Annotated in this window: 16 protein-coding genes, 4 pseudogenes and 1 riboswitch; of the genes and pseudogenes, 10 read left to right on the top strand and 10 right to left on the bottom strand. The window is 71.1% G+C overall.

Annotation, left to right across the window (positions count from 1 at the left end):
• Positions 1 to 41: 41 nt before the first annotated feature.
• The gene (gene tnpA / locus EDD90_RS54325; protein ID WP_123982820.1) at positions 42 to 470 is read left to right on the top strand and encodes an IS200/IS605 family transposase; all 429 of its coding nucleotides are present in this window, start codon (positions 42 to 44) and stop codon (positions 468 to 470) included.
• Between the two features lie 251 nt (positions 471 to 721).
• Here tnpA and EDD90_RS54320 read toward each other — a convergent pair whose 3' ends face one another.
• A complete protein-coding gene (locus EDD90_RS54320) occupies positions 722 to 1,216 on the bottom strand; it encodes an NUDIX hydrolase (protein WP_123982818.1) in 495 nt (164 codons plus the stop codon).
• 189 nt (positions 1,217 to 1,405) lie between these two features.
• Here EDD90_RS54320 and EDD90_RS54315 point away from each other — a divergent pair, with 189 nt between their 5' ends.
• Positions 1,406 to 1,714 carry a hypothetical protein gene (locus tag EDD90_RS54315; RefSeq protein ID WP_260328869.1) on the top strand — a complete coding sequence of 103 codons (309 nt, stop codon included), beginning with the start codon at positions 1,406 to 1,408 and terminating at the stop codon, positions 1,712 to 1,714.
• Positions 1,715 to 1,791: 77 nt separating this feature from the next.
• Here the strand turns inward: EDD90_RS54315 and EDD90_RS54310 are convergent, their stop codons facing one another.
• Positions 1,792 to 3,939 carry a hypothetical protein gene (locus EDD90_RS54310; RefSeq protein WP_123982816.1) on the bottom strand — a complete coding sequence of 716 codons (2,148 nt, stop codon included), beginning with the start codon at positions 3,937 to 3,939 and terminating at the stop codon, positions 1,792 to 1,794.
• Here EDD90_RS54310 and EDD90_RS54305 point away from each other — a divergent pair.
• Both EDD90_RS54305 and EDD90_RS54300 read left to right on the top strand, forming a co-directional pair.
• The gene (locus EDD90_RS54305; protein ID WP_123982814.1) at positions 3,938 to 4,447 is read left to right on the top strand and encodes a hypothetical protein; all 510 of its coding nucleotides are present in this window, start codon (positions 3,938 to 3,940) and stop codon (positions 4,445 to 4,447) included. The genes EDD90_RS54310 and EDD90_RS54305 overlap by 2 nt on opposite strands.
• On the top strand, positions 4,444 to 5,052 hold the full coding sequence (locus tag EDD90_RS54300; protein WP_123982812.1) for a hypothetical protein: 609 nt from the start codon (positions 4,444 to 4,446) through the stop codon (positions 5,050 to 5,052). The genes EDD90_RS54305 and EDD90_RS54300 overlap by 4 nt, the downstream gene beginning before the upstream one ends.
• A 240-nt stretch (positions 5,053 to 5,292) precedes the next feature.
• Here the strand turns inward: EDD90_RS54300 and EDD90_RS54295 are convergent, their stop codons facing one another.
• Both EDD90_RS54295 and EDD90_RS54290 read right to left on the bottom strand, forming a co-directional pair.
• Positions 5,293 to 5,943, bottom strand: a complete 651-nt coding sequence (locus EDD90_RS54295; protein ID WP_123982810.1) for a response regulator transcription factor — start codon at positions 5,941 to 5,943, stop codon at positions 5,293 to 5,295.
• Entirely contained in the window at positions 5,931 to 7,214 is a 1,284-nt protein-coding gene (locus EDD90_RS54290; RefSeq protein WP_123982808.1) for a sensor histidine kinase, read from the bottom strand. Before EDD90_RS54290 ends, EDD90_RS54295 begins: the two co-directional genes overlap by 13 nt.
• A 135-nt stretch (positions 7,215 to 7,349) precedes the next feature.
• Here EDD90_RS54290 and EDD90_RS54285 point away from each other — a divergent pair, with 135 nt between their 5' ends.
• From EDD90_RS54285 to EDD90_RS59410, 3 genes and pseudogenes are all read left to right on the top strand, one after another.
• Positions 7,350 to 7,865: a hypothetical protein gene (locus EDD90_RS54285; RefSeq protein ID WP_123982806.1), complete on the top strand. Its 516-nt coding sequence runs from the start codon at positions 7,350 to 7,352 to the stop codon at positions 7,863 to 7,865.
• A 53-nt stretch (positions 7,866 to 7,918) separates the two neighbouring features.
• Complete coding sequence (locus EDD90_RS54280; protein ID WP_123982804.1) at positions 7,919 to 8,635, top strand: class I SAM-dependent methyltransferase; 717 nt, start codon at positions 7,919 to 7,921, stop codon at positions 8,633 to 8,635.
• 353 nt (positions 8,636 to 8,988) lie between these two features.
• Positions 8,989 to 9,096, top strand: a pseudogene (locus tag EDD90_RS59410) (IS5/IS1182 family transposase); the annotation flags it as partial.
• Positions 9,097 to 9,747: 651 nt separating this feature from the next.
• On the opposite strand, the gene EDD90_RS54270 reads toward EDD90_RS59410, so the two are convergent.
• On the bottom strand, positions 9,748 to 10,305 hold the full coding sequence (locus EDD90_RS54270) for a hypothetical protein (protein WP_123982800.1): 558 nt from the start codon (positions 10,303 to 10,305) through the stop codon (positions 9,748 to 9,750).
• Between the two features lie 315 nt (positions 10,306 to 10,620).
• A complete protein-coding gene (locus EDD90_RS54265; protein WP_185149737.1) occupies positions 10,621 to 11,253 on the bottom strand; it encodes an RICIN domain-containing protein in 633 nt (210 codons plus the stop codon).
• 283 nt (positions 11,254 to 11,536) lie between these two features.
• Here EDD90_RS54265 and EDD90_RS54260 point away from each other — a divergent pair, with 283 nt between their 5' ends.
• On the top strand, positions 11,537 to 13,105 hold the full coding sequence (locus EDD90_RS54260; RefSeq protein WP_260328868.1) for a helix-turn-helix domain-containing protein: 1,569 nt from the start codon (positions 11,537 to 11,539) through the stop codon (positions 13,103 to 13,105).
• A gap of 46 nt (positions 13,106 to 13,151) precedes the next feature.
• Here the strand turns inward: EDD90_RS54260 and EDD90_RS54255 are convergent, their stop codons facing one another.
• Complete coding sequence (locus tag EDD90_RS54255; RefSeq protein ID WP_123982796.1) at positions 13,152 to 13,961, bottom strand: hypothetical protein; 810 nt, start codon at positions 13,959 to 13,961, stop codon at positions 13,152 to 13,154.
• Positions 13,962 to 14,377: 416 nt separating this feature from the next.
• Here EDD90_RS54255 and EDD90_RS54250 point away from each other — a divergent pair, with 416 nt between their 5' ends.
• Entirely contained in the window at positions 14,378 to 15,028 is a 651-nt protein-coding gene (locus EDD90_RS54250) for a GNAT family N-acetyltransferase (protein ID WP_260328867.1), read from the top strand.
• Between the two features lie 264 nt (positions 15,029 to 15,292).
• Here EDD90_RS54250 and EDD90_RS54245 read toward each other — a convergent pair.
• From EDD90_RS54245 to EDD90_RS58385, 3 genes and pseudogenes are all read right to left on the bottom strand, one after another.
• Positions 15,293 to 15,633, bottom strand: a pseudogene (locus EDD90_RS54245) (5-methyltetrahydropteroyltriglutamate--homocysteine S-methyltransferase); the annotation flags it as partial.
• A 174-nt stretch (positions 15,634 to 15,807) separates the two neighbouring features.
• Positions 15,808 to 15,998, bottom strand: a riboswitch (cobalamin riboswitch).
• Between the two features lie 89 nt (positions 15,999 to 16,087).
• Positions 16,088 to 16,687: a cation transporter gene (locus EDD90_RS54240; RefSeq protein ID WP_123982792.1), complete on the bottom strand. Its 600-nt coding sequence runs from the start codon at positions 16,685 to 16,687 to the stop codon at positions 16,088 to 16,090.
• 100 nt (positions 16,688 to 16,787) lie between these two features.
• A pseudogene (locus EDD90_RS58385) lies at positions 16,788 to 16,978 on the bottom strand (restriction endonuclease); the annotation flags it as partial.
• Positions 16,979 to 17,017: 39 nt separating this feature from the next.
• Between EDD90_RS58385 and EDD90_RS54230 the strand changes: the two are divergent.
• Positions 17,018 to 17,244 (top strand): annotated as a pseudogene (locus EDD90_RS54230) (site-specific integrase); the annotation flags it as partial.
• Between the last annotated feature and the right edge of the window lie 90 nt (positions 17,245 to 17,334).

Here is a 17,334-nt window from a genome sequence, read left to right as displayed (position 1 = left end):
CCCCTCCGGTCAAGTCCTCTCGATCCTAATACCCTTGGCGCATGTCACCACGGTGGGAACCAGATCCCGACATCAGACGGGGAAACCACGTCATCCACAACCTCCACGCCCACTTGGTATTCGTCACCAAATATCGGCGCGAGATCTTCAACGACGACATGCTGACGCGCTGCGAGGAGATCATGCGGGACGTGTGCCAGTCCTTCGAAGCCGAGCTGCGGGAGTTCAACGGCGAAGGCGATCACGTCCACCTGCTCGTGCACTACCCGCCGAAAATCGCCCTGTCCAAACTCGTCAACAGCCTCAAGGGCGTCAGCTCCCGCTACCTGCGCGCGGAGTACACCGGCCGGATCAACCGGATCGGCACAGGCTCGGTGTTCTGGTCCCCGTCGTATTTCGCGGGGTCCTGCGGCGGCGCACCACTGAGCATCGTCAAGGACTACATCGAGAGCCAGAAGCGGCCGGCCTGACCGTCACCCCAAAGAGCAGAGAACTCCGGCGCTTCGCGCCTCCGGGCCGAGGATCGCATTCCCGCCCGGCCTGAAGACCGGAATTCCCTGCGAAGACCAAGGGACGGAGGGCCGCGCCGGATTCCCACTTCTTCGAAAAGGCGTCCTTCTCGCCTGACGATGCGCAGCCGGGATACGGACCCGCAGCAGATCTGGAGCCCGGCTGCCCGACCACACGACCGGACCCGGAAGGCGTGACGGGCCGGTTCGCCTCACAGGCCGAGCAGCACCGGCTCCTCCGGAGCTCCTGAGGTGATCAATGAGCCCAGAGGTCCGGCGAGGTCCCGGGGAGAGAACAGGTCAAGACCGTGATAACCGGCGACGTCTCGCAAGGACCACCACTTCAGCCCGGTGATGTTCTCGGCCGCGAGTTCGTCGTCGGACATGGTCCCGCGAGGCTCGAACTGCGCAGTGCGCACGAGGAAGTAGTCATTGACCACGCCGTCGTAGCCCGCTGCGTGACCCGGCGCCACGACCTCCTGGTGCCAGACATGCGGCGGGTCTGTCTCGATCATGAGACCGACCTCTTCCCGCACTTCGCGACGCAACGCGCCGAGCGGCGTCTCACCTCGTTCGATCCCTCCGCCGGGAGTCGCCCACACGACTGTCCCCGCCGGGTCCGGGATCGCAAATCGGCACAGGAGGATGCGGTCATCTTCGTCGAGGATGATCGCGCGAACGGAATGACGCAGATTCACAGACGGCATCCGGAAAGCCTAGCCGTCGCTGCCAGAGCGTCAGTAACTCACCGTGACGGGTCGCGGAACTTGTGTCGGACGCCGAGCAGCGACTGCACTCGCGTTTCGCAGTGCCTCCTGCTCGGCGGGCAATCGCCCGATGCTGCCGGCGTCGGGGATGATCGAGGAAGGGCCTGGGCGTGATGGAGGGACGACGGGATGGCGATCAGCGGGCTTCATCCGGAGAGGACTGCTCGGCTTGAGGCGCTCGTCAACGAGTGCCGGCCGCTGCTGACGGGTGATGGCGGGAAGGCTGCTGTGCAGCGGCTGCTGAGTGAGCGCCGAGTCGAGGTACTCGATGCGGTGATGATCACGCGCGAGCTACGTGGGGTGGGTCCCGAAGCCCTTGGCGAGGCGAAGACCATCGTCCTGACGAGTCCAGGCAGGGGGCGCGAACTGCGGGTGCATGAGCAGTTCATGGATGCCGTCGAGCGGAATGGCGACCAAGGTGACCAAGCGGGCATCTGATCTGGGCCCTCTCTTTGGGATCTTCCTGGGCGCGCGGCGTTGGGCACCGGCAAGATCCGAAAGAGAGGACCTGGGCCTCAGGCGACCCGGTCGAGGACAGACGCCAGCGCGGCGCGCAGCTGTTCGTCCTCGCGGATCATCGCGTGGTCGGACCCGGAGACGACCAGGCGGCGGTCCCCGGTGGCGAGCGCGGCCAGCCGGTCGTGCTGCTCCGGCGTCAGGGCGGCGGCGCCGAGCGCCCGCAGGGCCTCGCAGGCGCCCTTGAGATCGGCGCGGGTCTCGGCCGAGTGCAGCACCGCCTCGGCGAGGCGGGCGCGGTCGAGGTCGGCCGGATCGGCGACGGCGAGCAGTCCGAGGACGGCCGAGGGTGCTTGGGCCGGGTCGTCGAGGAGAGCTTGGAGCCGAGCGGTCAGCGGGCGCCCGGCCGGGCCGAGCACGGCGATCTCGCGGGCGGCGCGGGCGGCCGTCCAGTGGAACCACCGCCGGCCCTCGCTTCTGTCGAACACCGAGGCCAGCACCGGGACGACCTCGGCCGCCGCACCGGTGATCCGCCACAGGGCGAGAGCCAGGGCGAGGTCGGTGTCCACCTCCGGCGTGGTGTCGCGGTCGATGGTGCGGCCGAGCGCCGTCCGCAGGGCCGGGGTGAGGCGGGCGGCCGCCGGGCCGAGGTCGGCCAAGACGCGGGCGGCTTCTCCGCCGCCGCGCGCACCGGTGGCGAGCGCCGCCTCGGCGGCGGCGAACAGCGGCCCGGTCTCGCCGGTCAGCTCGTGCAGTGCCTGCGCCACCAACAGCTTCCGGGCGTCGGCTCGCAGGGCGGTGGCGGTCTGCTCGCGCTGCTCCGGCCCGATGCCGGCGGCGACGGCGGTGATCGCGGTGGCCGCGTACTGGAACCGGGGCAGGACGGCGCACAGTTCGGGCAGCGCCTCGACGGCCTGTGGGCCCCATTGCCGCAGCAGGTGGACCAGTTGGGCGGTGTCGTTGTGGTCCTCGGTCGTCGAGCAACCGCAGTCCTTGCACCCCTCGGGACGCTCCAGCACCTTGGTGGCCAGGCGAGCGCGGACCGCAGCGAAGAGTTCCGGGTCGAACGGGAAGGGCGCATCGGCCGGAGCGTGGGAGCCGGCGGCGCACTGCATGGCGCGGGGGCGCCGGCCGAGGGCCCGGGCCAGCAGCGGGGCGGCGGCCTGCGGCGCCACCAGGACGAGCGCGGCGAGGGCCTGGTCGGCCGCCTCGTCGTCCGGCTGCGCGGCGAGTTCGACGAGGACGGGCGCGGCCTCAGCGGCCGCCGGGCCGATCTTGCCCAGCAGTTGGGCGGCCGCCCAGTCGGCGGCGAGCGGGGCGATCGCGGGGATCAGCCGCTGCGGAGCGCTGCGGGACAGGGTGCAGGCGCGGTCGGCCGCCCACAGGGCCTCGGCCCGCACCTCGGGACGCTCGTCACGCAGCGCGGCGTCGAGCAACGCGAGGGCACTCTCGCGGTCGGCGTCGGTGTCCCGCCCCAGCAGGATCCCGACGACAGTGCGCAGCGGCTCCCGGTGCTCGTCCGCGTAGCCGGACCTGGCCGTCTCGCGCGCGGGCAACAGGCCGAGGACGGCGTCGCGGTGCGCGGCGAGCCACGGCTCCTCGGCGTCCAACGCGGCGAACACGGCGGCCAGGCGCAGCGGCGCGGGCGTGTCCGGGCCGAGCAGGGCGCGGGCCTCGGCGACGGCGCCCGTGCGGTCCAACCGGCCGTACGCGGTGAGGAGTTCGGCCCGGACTGCGGGCTCGGTCTCGGCAGCCAGGCGGGCCCGGACGGCGGGCAGGGCGGTGCAGATGTCCCGGGTGTGGCCGACCGTCCAGCCGGCCGCCTGCCGGACGGCGGCGTCCTCATCGGCCAGCAGCGTTATGAGCAATGGCAGTTGGGCGGTCACGGCGGCCCGGACGGCACCCGGCTCGACGCCGTATTCGTCCTCGCTCTCGGCGAGACAGCCGAGCAGCCGAAGCGCGTCGACGGTCTGCCGGCCGGAGGCGGCGATGCGGGCGAGGTACGGGGCGGCGTCCACGCTGGCCGCGTACACGGTGCCCTGGTGCACGATCGAGCCGTACAGCTCGTCCAGCGCCTCCTCGGCGTCCGCACCGCCCTCGGCGAAGGTGCGCAACAACCCGGGCAGGTCCTCGGCGGGGCCGTAGGCGTGGTTGACGGTGGCCCAGGGGTGGGCGTCGAGCCCGGCGAGGGCGGTGAGGAGCTCCATGGCCGTGATCTTCGCAGGGACCTCTGACATCCGCTCAGACCAGGTGCCGCAGGTAGGCCTCGGGCCGTTGGAGGCCCAGCGGCGCGGCCTGGTCGCCGACGGCACCACGACAACCGAGCGCATCACGGCCATCTGCGACGGCGTCGGGCCGGGCAGCGCCGGGTGGCTCGGCGAACAGGTCGACCGCTCCGCGCTCCTGCGCACCGCCGCCTGCGCCCAGGCGATCCACGACCTTGCCGCCATCGATGCCCTGGCACCTGGCCGGCTCATCAGCCAGGCCCTGGCTGCCCTCGGCGTCCTCGACGACGTCCGGCACCGCTGGACCACCGGCACCCGCCCACCGTCACCGCCACCCTCGGCCCGGCGCGGCCCCTCTGCCGGCCCGCCGCCTGCGCAGATCCGCGCGGCCCGCGCCCGCAGCACGCCACCTGCTCCAGCACCGCCCCCTTCACCCGCCACGTCTCCCGCCGCACCGCCCGCCCGTCCACCGGCCCGGAGTCCCGCATGAACCAGCCACCCACCGTGTCCGCCCACCTGCACTACCTGGCCGACGCGTTCGAAGACCTCTCCCAGCGCCTGCCGCTCGCCTACAGCGCGCCGGGACCGGACGTGCAGCACCTGTCCGGCGCCCTCACCGAGCTCGCCACGCTGCTCCCCCTGGTGACCGCCCAAGGCCAGGACGTCCGTGTGGCTATGGCCGCCGGCGCTCCGGCTGCCCGCAAAGCTCACGCCCGTACCGCGACGGACCTCGCCCACACCGTCGCCGCCGCTGGCGGCGCGATCAACGCTCTCGGCGGCGCCCAGGCCGATCAGCTCTTCATCGACCACTTCACCTCGGCCTACGCCAACCCGCGCGCCAACGCCGACTTCGCCCGGAACCGGATCGCCCCCCCCACCTCACCGCCGCCCGCACAGCCCTGGCCGAAGCCACCAGCATGCTGCGCAGCGGCGCCAGGAGCGGGGACCTCGACGAGCAGCGCGTTCTCGCCGCACGAAAACGCAGCCCGCAGACGGTCTCGGCCGCTCCCGGCCAATCCTCCCCACCTCCGGCCGAATCCCCCGCACCGGCGCCGCCGAACCCGGGACGAAGGCGCTGACGCGACGCCGCCCTGACATCACGTCTGCTCCGGACATCGGCCGACCGGCCCGAGCCACCCCGCCCAACCCCCGAAGACTGCGAATACACCAGCGCTGACCGGCCCCACCCATGCCGTGGCCCTGCGCACCACGGCCACCGCCTTCGACGCCCACCGCGGCAAAGCCTGGTGAAGAGCACGGGTCCGAAGGCGCCGCATTCCCCACCAAATGGCGATCAGCACCATTGTCGACTGGGCATACGGGCAGGATCGCGCACTATGCGGTCGCAACGCCCAGGAAGCGCAGCACCGCCAGGACGCGGCGGTGGTCGGCGTCGGCCTTGGGCAGGTCGAGCTTGGTGAAGATGCTGTTGATGTGCTTGGCGACCGCGCTCTCGCTCACCACCAGCTCGGCGGCGATGCCGGAGTTGGACCGGCCGCCCGCCATCAGCTCCAGCACCTCCCGCTCGCGCGGCGTCAGCCGGTCGAGCGGATCGCTGTGCCGGCGCAGCAGCAGCTGCGCGACGACCTGCGGGTCGAGCGCGGTGCCGCCGGCCGCCACCCGGCGTACCGCCTCGGCGAACTCCTCGACGTCGGCGACCCGCTGCTTGAGCAGATAGCCGACGCCCGAGGTGTTGGCGGCGAGCAGATCGGCCGCGTACCGCTCCTCCACGTACTGCGACAGCAGGAGCACGGCGGTACGCGGGTACTGGCGGCGGATCACCAGCGCGGCGCGCACTCCCTCGTCGGTAAAGCCGGGCGGCATGCGCACGTCGACCACGGCGATGTCGGGCCGGTGCTCCTCGACGGCCGCCAGCAGCCCTTCTGCGTCGGCGACTTGCGCGCACATCTCGAAGCCGGCCGCCTCCAGCACCTTGACCACGCCGATGCGCAGCAAGAGGGAATCCTCGGCGATCACGGCGCGCACGGCAGCTCCACGGTGATGACGGTCGGCCCCCCGGCGGGGCTGCGGCAGGAAAACGTGCCGTCGACGGACGCGACGCGCTTGGCGAGCCCGGCGAGCCCGGTGCCGCCGGCCGCCGCGAGATCCGCGCCGCCCGCTCCGTCGTCCGCGACGACCACCAGCAGTGTCTCCCCGATCCGCTCCACGGTCACGTCCGCCCGGGTCGCCTGGGCGTGTTTGACCACGTTCGTCAGGGCTTCGGAGACCACGAAGTACGCGACGGCCTCGACCGTGGGTGAGGGGCGCTGCGGCAGGTCCACCGCCACGCGCACCGGGATCGGGAGGCGGGCGGCGACCCCGGACAGCGCGGCGTCGAGGCCGCGGTCCTCAAGGACGGCCGGATGCAGACCGCGCACCAGGTTGTTCAGCTCGGCGATCGCCTCCTTCGCCTCGCGGTGCGCCTCGTCGATCACCTTGCGGGCGTCCTCCGGCAGGTCGCCGAGGGTGGACCTGGCCAGGCCCAGGTTGACGGCGAGCGAGACGAGGCGCTGCTGCGCGCCGTCGTGCAGGTCGCGCTCGATCCGCCGCCGCTCGGTGTCGGCGGCGTCGAGCACTCCGGCCCGGCTCTCGGCGAGGTCGGCGACCCGGCGGGCCAGCTTCTCCGTGCGGCTCGGGCCGAGCAGGACCTCGGCCGCCCGGGTCTCCAGCCGCACCAGAGCGCCGGTCAGCCGGGGCCCGAGGAACAGCAGGGCGAGACCGCCGGCGGTGATGTACGCGGCCTGCGTGGTGTGCCCGACGTCGGTGACCCGCCACTGCGGGGGCAGCGCCCAGATCCACACGTAGATGGAGGCGGCCACGAGAGCGACGGCCCAGACGGCGAGGACGGCGAGGTCCAGGACGGCGAACAGCGGACCCGCCACGGCGTGGTAGCAGACCTGCCGCCACAAGGCCCGCGTGGTCAGCCGGCGCACCGCCGACTTCCAGTTGCGTCCCGGCCCGGGTACGGCGGGGCGCGGGAGGTCCTTGGCGACGAGCGCCCGGTAGCGCCGCCGCTGCCCGACGGTCAGCAGGGGTGTCACCACGAGCGTGAGCAGCACGGGCAGCGCCACGAGCGTGAGCAGCACGGGCAGCGGAGTCGGGGCCGGCACCAACGCCGCCATCGTGCCGAGCAGCCAGAGCCACAGTGGCACCACGGCGAGGTGGAGCGGCAGGCCGGCGGCGACGAGCGCGGTCCGGTGTCCCGCCCTGCGGAACGGCCGGCCCAGCACCAGCTGCAGCCACGTCGTGAGTTGCATGCGTCAAACGGTAAAGCCGCAGGCCATCCCCGTGCCATGACGCTCCCGCCCGGTTCGGGGGTGCACTTATCTCCACCCCGGGTCGGAACCCTGCGTGACTGACGGCGCCCTGCTGTGCGGCGGAGGGTGGAGCACGTGAAGGGGAGAGCCGGCGGGGAGCGGGGGAAGACGATGCGTCAACTGGATTTGTGCGATGCGGAAGTGGCCAGCGCCGAGGACTTCGGCGGCGCCGAGGTCATCCCGCTCCACGAAGAGGCGGAGGAGCCGCGCCCGGCGCGGGGCATGCGGCGGGCCGGGGGGCTGCTGGTCGCCTGCGGGCTCGCCCTGCTGCCGTGGCTGTACGTGCTGGCCACCGGCCTGCCGGCCACCGCGACCGCGGCGCACTGGCCGGTCGCCTGGGTCGGGCTCGACGCGCTGGAGGCGCTCGGCCTGATCGCCACCGGCCTCCTCGCCGCCCGCGGCGACCGGCGGCACGCCCTGACAGCCGCCGCGACTGCGACGCTGCTTGTGGTGGACGCCTGGTTCGACACCACGACCGCGGCCCCGGGCGGCGACTTCGCCACCGCGGTCGCCATGGCGCTCGGCGCCGAGCTGCCGCTCGCCGCGCTGTGCGGCCGGCTGGCGCTGCGGGCGTTGAGCCGGCCCGCGTGACGCCGACCGCCCGACTACGTACCACGGACCGAATCGATCCACCGGAGAACACCATGCACCGCATCACCACCGCCCCCGTCGCCCCGATCCCGGCCCGGACCCGCTGGGCGGTCGCCGCCGGCGCGGGCGCCGCGTTGGCCGCCGCCTGGTGGTTGGGCGACACGGCGCCCTATCCGTACGCCCAACGCGGCCTGCTCGACGTGCCGTTGCCGTTCCTGACAGCCGACCGGATGGACGCCGTACTGCGGCCGCGGCCGGGGGAGCGGATCCTGGAGATCGGCCCGGGGACAGGCCTGCAGTCGCTGCACGTCGCCCCGCAGCTCGGGCCGGAGGGACGGCTCGATGTGCTCGACATCCAGCAGGAGATGCTCGACCACGTGATGTGCCGCGCAGAGCGCGACGGCCTGGCGACGATCACGCCCACCCGCTCGGACGCACGTGAACTGCCCTACGCCGACGGGACATTCGACGCCGTATACGCCGTGGCCGCGCTCGGCGAGATCCCCGAGCCGGATCGGGTACTGCGCGAGGTGGCACGGGTGCTGGCACCAGGCGGGCGGCTGGTGATCGGCGAGTTCTTCGACCGGCACTGGATCCCCTTCGGCCGGCTGCACCGGCTCGCCGACGCCGCAGGCCTCCTCTTGACCGAGCGCCGCGGCCCAAGCCCGGCATACCTCGCCCGCTTCCGACCCTGCGGAGCCCACGCGCCCGTTCGCCAGGGCGAGCACCTCGCCGACGGCGACCGGGAAAGCGACGACGGGAAAGCGTGAGCACCACACGCAGGGACCGCGATCACCGAGCTGAACAACCTGGTGCGCGGTAGGCCGCTCCAAGAGGCGAGAGGGACACTGACCCGGCGAACACGACAGACTGGGACAACAGGGCCTCCCCGCACTCCGGTGACTCGACATCTCCGGGTTGTGCAGGAGGCCCTTCCTCCATGCGCCGGCCGGTACGCGATCACCCGAACGGGACCGAGAATCGAACCCCTGTCCGACCCCCACGCCCCGAGATCGCTTTGATCGCGGCTTTTTGGAGGTCCTAACGGAAGTTGTTGATCATGTGACTATTGGCCTGCAGGCTCGTTGGTCTGGTCGCGGGGAATCGTCAGTCGCGGCCGTGGATTGTGTCGGATGAACTGTGGTCGCTGATTGAGCCGTTGCTGCCCGAACAGGGTCCGAAGCTGGTCGAGGGCAGACCTCGGGTGCCGGACCGGCAGGCCTTGTGTGGGGATGGTGTCCCGCCGAGTGGTGTAGCAGCGATCAACGCATAGCCCCTGGTCATGGGGCGGCCATCGCGCAACTCACCGAGTAGAGAGGCTCGTTGAAGCGAGAGGTGACGCGATGGCCTTGTCCCCGCATGACTTACTCCGGCTGATGGAGTCACTGCGTACGGCGGACGGAATCGAGTTGGTCCGTGCCCTGGCCCAGCGGATCCTGCAGGAACTCAGCGAGGCGCATGCCTGACCGGGCTGCCGGCGCGGGAGCGGAACAAGACACCGCGGCGCCGAGTACGGAGTCCTCGTGGAGGGCGACTGGGGCGGCGAGGTGGTAGCCGACTGGTCAGCGTCGCTGCCGCTGGTGAGTAGTTTCAGAGGACCGCTGCTGATCGGTTGTGGAAGCTGACCCGCCCCGGACAACCAGCAGGACAAGCACAGTTGCCACGGGCCCCGGCCCTGGGCGCGGTGGTCCGGTGAGCCGGGGCACGCTCGGGTCCCCCCGGTCCTGTGCGTGATCTCGGTGACGTTCCTCGGTACGTCGGTGCGGATCGTCTGCTCACACACCAACGGGAAGGCGCCTGAGCTGCGTGGTGGGCTCAAGGGGGCGGCGCGGCGGTTCAGGCAGCTGTCATGACTCGGTGTGCCCCGCACCGTCAAAGATCTCTAGCAGATGCTCTGGCTGTCGAGGGCGGCATCCCACCCGCCTCCCGGGTCGCCTCCGGTCGAGTACTGGTGCCAGTCGGAGTCGAAGAACACGCTGTTCTCCTGGCTGCCGTCGGAGTAGGCGGTACGTACCCAGCCCCGAGCTTGGAAGGACTTGGGCGCCGGGTAGCTGTCGATGGCCTGGGTCGCACTCACGACGCCGTACCAGCGCTTGAATCCGTTGGAGTCACCGTGTGAGACGACGTGCCCGTTCTGGTCGACGAGGTCGACCGCGAGCCACCAACCCGGGCCCGACGGGAAGTGGCAGTCCATGCTGTTGTAGTCGACGTCCAACTCCGCCCAGGTGGACCGTTGACACGAGTCGTAGTAGAGCGTGATCGTTCCCAGCGTCCAACCGTCCCTGCTGTCGGTCAGCGTGCGCGAGCCGACCATAGCGCTGGAGCCGCAGGCGTGGGCCGGCGGGGATGATGCCACAACCCCGAGGCAGGTCATCGGCAGTACAACCGCGGCGGCGAGCGCCAGCCGGGTTGTTCCGATCAAAGGTACGAAAGAGGGCACGGTCGTGCTCCTTGGCTGACGAAGGGCCCCCGGTCCGTGTCAGGCCCGGGGGAGGGGAGTGGGTGCAGGGAGAGCCGCAGTAGCTGTAGGAGGCGTTGTTGCAGCTGAGCTGTGAGGTGCCAGGCGTGGTCACGCTCGACGGCGGCACACAGCGAGGACGGCAGCGCCAGCTACCTGCATCGGCTGGGCCTGGAGGAGCGCAGCGGCAAGCAACCGTGGCACCAGGAGGCCCGCAGCGCCGAGGCCAGGGCCGGCGCGCAGGTCATCATGCACGGCCGAGGGCAGCCGGCACAGCCACTGCCCTGCGGGTGGCGGTCAGGTCCAGTTCCAGTTCTGGGGCGCGTCCCCGTGCCGCCCGTCCGGGAGGGTCGGGGAGTAGTAGTCCCAGACCAGAACGGGGTCCCCGTTCTGCGACGGGTCGGTGCCGCCGTAGTTCTTGGCGTCCATGAAATCGAAACTGCCTCCGGAGTCGGAGCTGCTCTGCAGTCGTGCCCACCCGTCGTAGTCACCGGAGAGCTGGTACCAGACCTGGTTCGCCTCGGGCTGTCCGTTCTGGGTGATGCAGTGCCACAGCTGGACCAGGTGTCCCTTGTAGTCGTTGGGGATGTTGTCGTAAGTGCCACCACTGATGTCCATGTCCAGACACAGGCCGCTGCGCTGGTTGGTGATGGTGAACGCGGGTACGCCACTGGGGGTACGGACAGGGTGGAAGATCCACCCCTGCTGCGCCTGACCGTTGCAGACCCACATCTGCACCTTGTCACCGTCCTTCGACGGATCCTGGTGCGGGTCGCCGGGCGCGTAGGCAGCGTCCAGGCACATGTTGCTCGCGTAGGGCGTGTGAAGCTGCCAGTTCCCCGGGCTCGCGTGGGCCGTCCCCATACCCACGTCGACCATGACCAGCGCTGCCATCGCCGCCACGGCACTGAGTTTGACGGTCTTCCCCATGTTTCCCCCTGTATCGGACAGAATTCGGCGAGCGGTCGTTCGCCTGTGCACGCATGCGGTGCTACGCCTGGTACTCCCGGCCGGATCGCCCCCGCGCACTGCCGGGCCCGGCGTCGGACGGGCACGGCAGAGACTACGGCGGATGAAGGCGGCGCGAAGGACGCCGTTGCACAGTGAGGCGGTCCCTCTGGTGCCAGACCGCACAGCGAGCCCCTCTGTCCGCCTGGCAGAGCCCGGGATACGCTCCGGCCGAACGGATTCGGCAGTCTCTCGGGGGAGTGACATGCACGGTCATGATCCGCGTACGGCCACGGCGGCACCGGGACAGGCTCGGCGGGCCGACGACGTGCTGGACATGCAGCGCGCGGCTCGAATGGGTGGCAGCGCGCTGCTGCTCCGCTGGCTGGCCGGCCGTACCGGGGCCGCCGTCCTCCTGGCGAACCGCTCGGGCGCCCCCGCCGCCCCGCCCCCGCAGCCCCTCGGCAGGGCCGAGCACGATCTCGTACTGCACGGGATCCGGGAGGCCTCCGCGCGAGGGCTCAGGTCCGTGACCCTCGACGAGCAAGACCTCACCTGCGTCGTCCTTCCTCTCGACGGCCCACCAGGCGTCCGTGCGCCCTTTCTCGCGGCCGTGGTGGCACGGCCGATCCCACCCGGCCTGCTGCTCCTGCTCGCGGATGCCGCATCCGGCCTCAGCCTGTGCTGGCAACTGGAGCGGACCCGGCAGCAGCAGCGTCGGCTCCGGGACGCCGACGCGCGGATCCGGGAGGCCGTCGTGCACCTGCTGATGAACGGTCAGGTGGCCACCGCACGCCTGGTCGCGGGGGCACTGCGGCCCGCGCTGCCCGACGTGATGCGGATCTACGTCATCGAGGGACCGCACACGATACGCAGGGCAGTCGCGGACACGTGGGCCAAGGCGGTCGACGGTGCGTGGGTTGTGCCGTGTCCTGTGTACGCAAACCATCTGGTGGTACTTGCGCCGGCCGACTGCGGGACTCACGCTGCTATGGCCGTCGAGCCGGTCTGGCCCCGCTCGGTGGCGGAGACCTGCTGCATCGGGGTGAGTGACCCGGTGCCCTTACGGGACACCGCCACCGGCTACGCGCAGGCCTTCCACGCCTTGGCCGCTGCACGTCACAGTGCTGAGCGGCGTGCGTCGTTCGCGGGCCACCCCGACCTGGCGCTCACCATCGGGCCGGCCGCGGAGGCCTGGGCGGCGGTCTTCCTCGCGCCGCTGCGTGCCTACCATGCGCGGCGTCCGCAGGACCCGGACAGCGCGGAGCTGCTGGCCACCGCCGCGTCATGGCTCAGTTTCTCCTCCAAGGCGACGACCCATCTCAAGATCCACCGCAACACCCTGGCGGCGCGTCTCACGCTTGTGCAGAGGTTAATGGGTCTTGACCTGGAGCGGCTGCCCGACCAGGCTGCACTGGCTCTCGCACTTCGCGTGATCGGCGCGGGCATCCGCTCCGGCCCGGAGCACCGCACATCAGATGCCGGGGGAAGGGCGCCCTCCTTGGACGGACTCCTTGCGCTGCCCCACGTCGTGATGTGGGCGCAACGACAGTTCCGTCCCGTACGAGCGCCGGGTGTCCCGGCCTCGATCGCGCAGACGCTCACCACCTGGCTTCGCCTCGATGGACGTATCGTTCCGACGGCTGCCGCGCTGTCCGTCTCGGCATCGGCGGTACGCAAGCGCCTGGAACGGAGCGAGGCATTGCTCCAACGCTCCCTGCTGCGTTCCCCGAGTGCCGTCCACGACCAGTGGCTGGCACAGCGGGCTCTTGACTTGGCCGAGCGGAGCGCAGCCCCGCCTGCCGCTTCGTCGGCCACTACCGCGGGCACATAACCCCGCCGCGGTCTCCAGAAGCTTTGTCGCAACCTCTTTCGGCAGGTCACCATAGGTGAGCTGAGCTGATGCCGTGGACAACTGCCTCTGGTGTCCGGGCCGGCTTGGCCGACGGTCTACCGGTGCTTCGCCCGGTGAATGCGGTAGGAGACGTAGAGTCGTCCTGGCTCGTGTGCGACGGGTCGCGGTCAACCAGCGGCCAGGGCTGGTCGGCGGTCGTGCTGGTGCCGCTGACGGGTGCGGTGGGGGTGCCGTTCCAGGTCCACGCCGCCGCGTTGGCGGGATCGCCGGTCGAGCCGACCACCACTCGGGTCTGGGTGCAGGGGATACCGACACATGTCAGGAAGGCACCGTAGAGGGTGCCGTCGCGGCCGTAGTCGACGGTCTGGTCGGCTGGAGCGTTCGTGTCGTCGCTGAGACCCGGTGCCGGGATGCTCTTCCTGTTCGCCCAGGACGTGCCGCCGTCCGTCGAGTAGAGCAGGTCGGCGTTGCCGCTGCCCCACTGCATGTTGTCGAACCGGCTGATGACGATCTTGTCGGTGTCGGCCGGGTTGACCGCGATGGAAGGCTCGCCTCGGCCGTTGGGAAGACCGGAGAGGGCGCTCGCGTCGACGACGGTCACCGGAGCGGCACCCACCCTCGGCCGCGGCAGTCCTCCGGCCGGGGTCCGCGCGGCCGTCGGGGCGTTCCGTGCGGAGTGGCTCGCCGACGTCTTCGGGGCGCCGTCCGCCCAGGCCCGCGAAGGCGACAGGGCCAGCGGTACCGAGGTCAGACCGAGCGAGATGGCGGCGGCGAGAACTCGTCTCGCCGCGGTCGGCGCATGCCGCAACGCAGGCACAGGTCTTCGGGGTGGCACGGGCGGGTCTCCTCATCGGATGAGCGGTTCATCGGACACGCGATCGGGCATGCGGGTCGGCTGACAGGGTGCCGACGGCCACGGGCCGGTCGGTGTCGGCGGCACTGCCGAACCACTCGCATGCCTGTGCGAACCACCCGCCTGGAGCAGTTGTCGCGTACGAGCGCTCCGCCGCTCGAAGAGTGAGCCGATGTGGGCCTTTTCCCGCCGTCGCCGAGGCCGTTCCCTAACGCCACTTCACCCCCTCTGAAGTCCTTGCGGGACAGCGCGGGTTCCCTGCTGATGCGCACAGGATGCGCTCCGTTGGCCAGGTGCCGAGAGCGCCCAAGGGATCGGTTCGGTCGGGTCTGGCGATTCCCTCAGCTCGCTGATGTAATAGATCCATGGCTGCTTCATCGCTTACATGTGCGTCTGTCGTGGAGGACTGGGTCTCCGGCTGGGTGGTCTCGCGCGGTGCGTCCGATCCCGTGGCGCGGCCGTGGGGCTGGACCATTGACGTCGGACAGGTGACCCAGGTGTCGCGGCACGTAGTTGTCGACGCGGACGAGGTGCGCGTGCGCGAGGCCGCCGCACAGGCGCGGGGGGAGGGGTGGTGGCTCAAGGTTTTCCTGCCTGAGCCGTGCGAGGCGCCGGAGGCGCAGGTCTGCGCATGGCTCGGACCGGAGTGGGCGGCCGACGAGGCGGCATTCCTGATGTCCGTCGAGCTGGCGGCGGTCACGCCCGGAACGCTCCCACCCGGCTACGTGCTGCGCACCTGGACCCGGGGCGAGGTCGTCCGCGTGCTGATCGCGGCTCCCGACGGATCGCTTGCCGCGCGCGGGCAGATGGGCGTGGCGGGGGAGGTGGCGGTGGCGGACCAGATCCTCGCCACCCCGGCCCACCGGCGTCGCGGCCTTGGCTCCGTCGTCATGCGCGCGCTCCAGCAGCAGGCTCTGGCCTCGGGCGCCTCCCGCGCCGTCCTCGGTGCGACGACCCAAGGTCGCGCCCTGTACGAGTCGCTCGGCTGGCGCACCCACACGGCCTTCCTCAGCCTCTGCCGCACCACAGGGCCGACGGACTCCCAGTAGAAGGCCAGCGGTTCGGGGAGCGGGATCGGCACCTGACGCAGGCCCTCCCGCACCAAGTGGGGGAGGACTTCGAGGGCTGCGTCCATGGCGTATTCCAGCGCGGCAGCGTCGGGGAACGTGTCGATGTCGAGGGCGTCGGTCCACTTGAGGGCTCGCATCGGGCCGGCATCGAGAAGCTGTAGAGGGGCCGCCCCCACTCACGCCGCCGCCCCTCTCTCGACTCTCTCGCAATGGAAGGAAACGACCGGATCGTCCCGACACGGACGCGGTGTCCTGGGCGCCGCGGGCCATGGCGAAGTAGCCATCGAGGGCGTCGGCGTCGATCGCGGCGTGATGCCGGGCGGGGATCGCGCCGACCATAAGGGTGGTGTCGAGGACCTGGTCATAGTACGAGAAGTCACTGGTCGGGACCTCGTGGACGTCGGCGTCGGCCAGCTGCCCCCAGTTGGCACGGCGAATGCCGGTGGCCGTCTGCCGGAAGGCGTCGGCGGTGACGCGGCCCTTCCAGTAGCCTCGATCGCCTTCTTCAGTTCCCGGTTCGGGCCCTGGCGGGGCTAACCGTGGACGGTGGCCCGTACTGCCGCGGCTGCGGACTCGGCTGTCACGAAACTCTCCTTCGCGAGCTCTGGACGAGAGCGACCCCGGAGACCAAGGGAGCGGAAGCGCGAAGGAAAGACAGACCGGACGAGCCACACGACACGCGTGCCCGCCTGATATGTGCGCCGACCCGCCCACGAGGTCACCGCGATCTCCGCGCACGGCGGTCCGCGCGCGGGCAATGGCAGTTCTTTGGACTCACGAGCACGCCTGGTTCTCGTACGAGGAACCTACCGGCCGTCGCTTCCCAGACCCGTCGCTTCCGGGACGAGGGCGTGTGGCGGCGGTCGTTCTCGCTCACCGCTGCGGGGCTGTCCCGGATTCCCACAGGGTTCCCTCTTGCGACGCGCAGCCTGGCGGGCAGGGCGAACCAGCTGCGCGGTCAGCCTCTACACGGGCAGAGCGGGTGGGCGACCCTGAAAGCCCTGGACACCTGCGGCATCGTGGAGTTGACGCTGAGGGTCAGTGGTCGCCGGAGAAGATCTCGCGGACCTCTCGGACCGCGTAGTACACGAGGACGTATCCGGCGACGGGGTCGGCCCACCACCAGCCGAGGGCGGCGTTCAGTACGAGGCCGAGGAGGACGGCGGCGGCCAGCAGCCCGTCGATCAGGGTCACCCGTCCCTCGGTGCGCAGCACGGGGTTGTCGAGCGCCGCGCCGGTGTGGGCCTTGCCGGCGGCGAGAGCGAACATGACGGCGGCGGTGACCGCGGTCCACACGATGCCCAGAGGCGAGTGTCCGGCGTGATGTCCGGTGGCCAGGACCACGGTGGACTGCACGAGCAGGTAGACGGCCAGGGCCGCGAAGGCGAAGCCGATCAGCCGCAGGCCCCGGCGCTGACGCTCCTCACCGGTGCCGGACAGCTCCCACACGACGACGGTCGACGCGCCGATCTCGATCAGGGAATCCAGGCCGAACCCGGCCAGCGCGACCGACCGGGCCCGCAGGGCGGCGACAGCGAGGACGACGATGCCGACCACGTTCCAGCCGAGAGTGGCGTACTCCAGAGCGAAGCCCCGGCGGAGCAGGGCGGCGCGGGTCGTGTCGTCCGGGATACTCACCGGTGGAGTCTCTCACTCCGTGCACGGTGCGGGAGAGCGCGAGGGCAGAGCCGACAGGGCCGCCTTGCCGGGGTGCGCGGCTGTGGACCGGGTTGCCCTGTCAGGGGCAGGCGTCCGATCCTGCGCCGCCGGCTGGGCGTGGGGTGCCGTGGAAGACCTGGCGTGCGTGCCAGACGCGGTGGGCTGCGCTATGGGGCGGACGTTCGGCTGAGGGCCGATCAGTGGGCGGCCCGCGAGAGTTATGACGTGTTCGCGGGCGGTGGGGCTGTGGCCCACGAAGTGCCGCGAGACAGCGGCTGGTGTCATCCCATACGGAAGGCGGGCGAGCGATGGACTTCGTCGCGCAAGGACGGCTTCCGCGTGCTGCGTCACACGTACGCCTCGGTCATCTCGAAGCGGGCGAGTCCGTGGTCACCCTGGCCTGCTGGCTCGGTCACTCCAGCCCGACCAGCACGCTGGACCACTACGCCCAGTTCATGCCCGAGGCAGGCGGGAAGGGGCGCAGTGCCATCGACACCCTGCTCGACCGGACTTCCTCAGTCGCCGTGGCCGCGTAGAGGGAAAGAGCCACCAAGGCCCTTGAGCGAGGAGGGGCGCAGTACCGCTGCGCCCCTCCTCGGCGTTCTGCCGGTCAAGTGGATGAGGCG

Source organism: Streptomyces sp. Ag109_O5-1 (assembly GCF_003814875.1).
Lineage (GTDB): Bacteria > Actinomycetota > Actinomycetes > Streptomycetales > Streptomycetaceae > Streptomyces > Streptomyces sasae.
This window is presented reverse-complemented; position numbering and strand designations above follow the sequence as displayed.

What these genes read in the sequence shown, in the direction of transcription:
- EDD90_RS54280 (WP_123982804.1), top strand. Translation starts at nt 7,919, where the DNA reads ATGCACCGCATCACCACCGCCCCCGTCGCCCCGATCCCGGCCCGGACC.
- EDD90_RS54265 (WP_185149737.1), bottom strand. Translation starts at nt 11,253, where the DNA reads ATGGGGAAGACCGTCAAACTCAGTGCCGTGGCGGCGATGGCAGCGCTG.
- EDD90_RS54300 (WP_123982812.1), top strand. Translation starts at nt 4,444, where the DNA reads ATGAACCAGCCACCCACCGTGTCCGCCCACCTGCACTACCTGGCCGAC.
- EDD90_RS54320 (WP_123982818.1), bottom strand. Translation starts at nt 1,216, where the DNA reads ATGCCGTCTGTGAATCTGCGTCATTCCGTTCGCGCGATCATCCTCGAC.
- tnpA (WP_123982820.1), top strand. Translation starts at nt 42, where the DNA reads ATGTCACCACGGTGGGAACCAGATCCCGACATCAGACGGGGAAACCAC.
- EDD90_RS54310 (WP_123982816.1), bottom strand. Translation starts at nt 3,939, where the DNA reads ATGGAGCTCCTCACCGCCCTCGCCGGGCTCGACGCCCACCCCTGGGCC.
- EDD90_RS54305 (WP_123982814.1), top strand. Translation starts at nt 3,938, where the DNA reads ATGGCCGTGATCTTCGCAGGGACCTCTGACATCCGCTCAGACCAGGTG.
- EDD90_RS54260 (WP_260328868.1), top strand. Translation starts at nt 11,537, where the DNA reads ATGCACGGTCATGATCCGCGTACGGCCACGGCGGCACCGGGACAGGCT.
- EDD90_RS54290 (WP_123982808.1), bottom strand. Translation starts at nt 7,214, where the DNA reads ATGCAACTCACGACGTGGCTGCAGCTGGTGCTGGGCCGGCCGTTCCGC.
- EDD90_RS54315 (WP_260328869.1), top strand. Translation starts at nt 1,406, where the DNA reads ATGGCGATCAGCGGGCTTCATCCGGAGAGGACTGCTCGGCTTGAGGCG.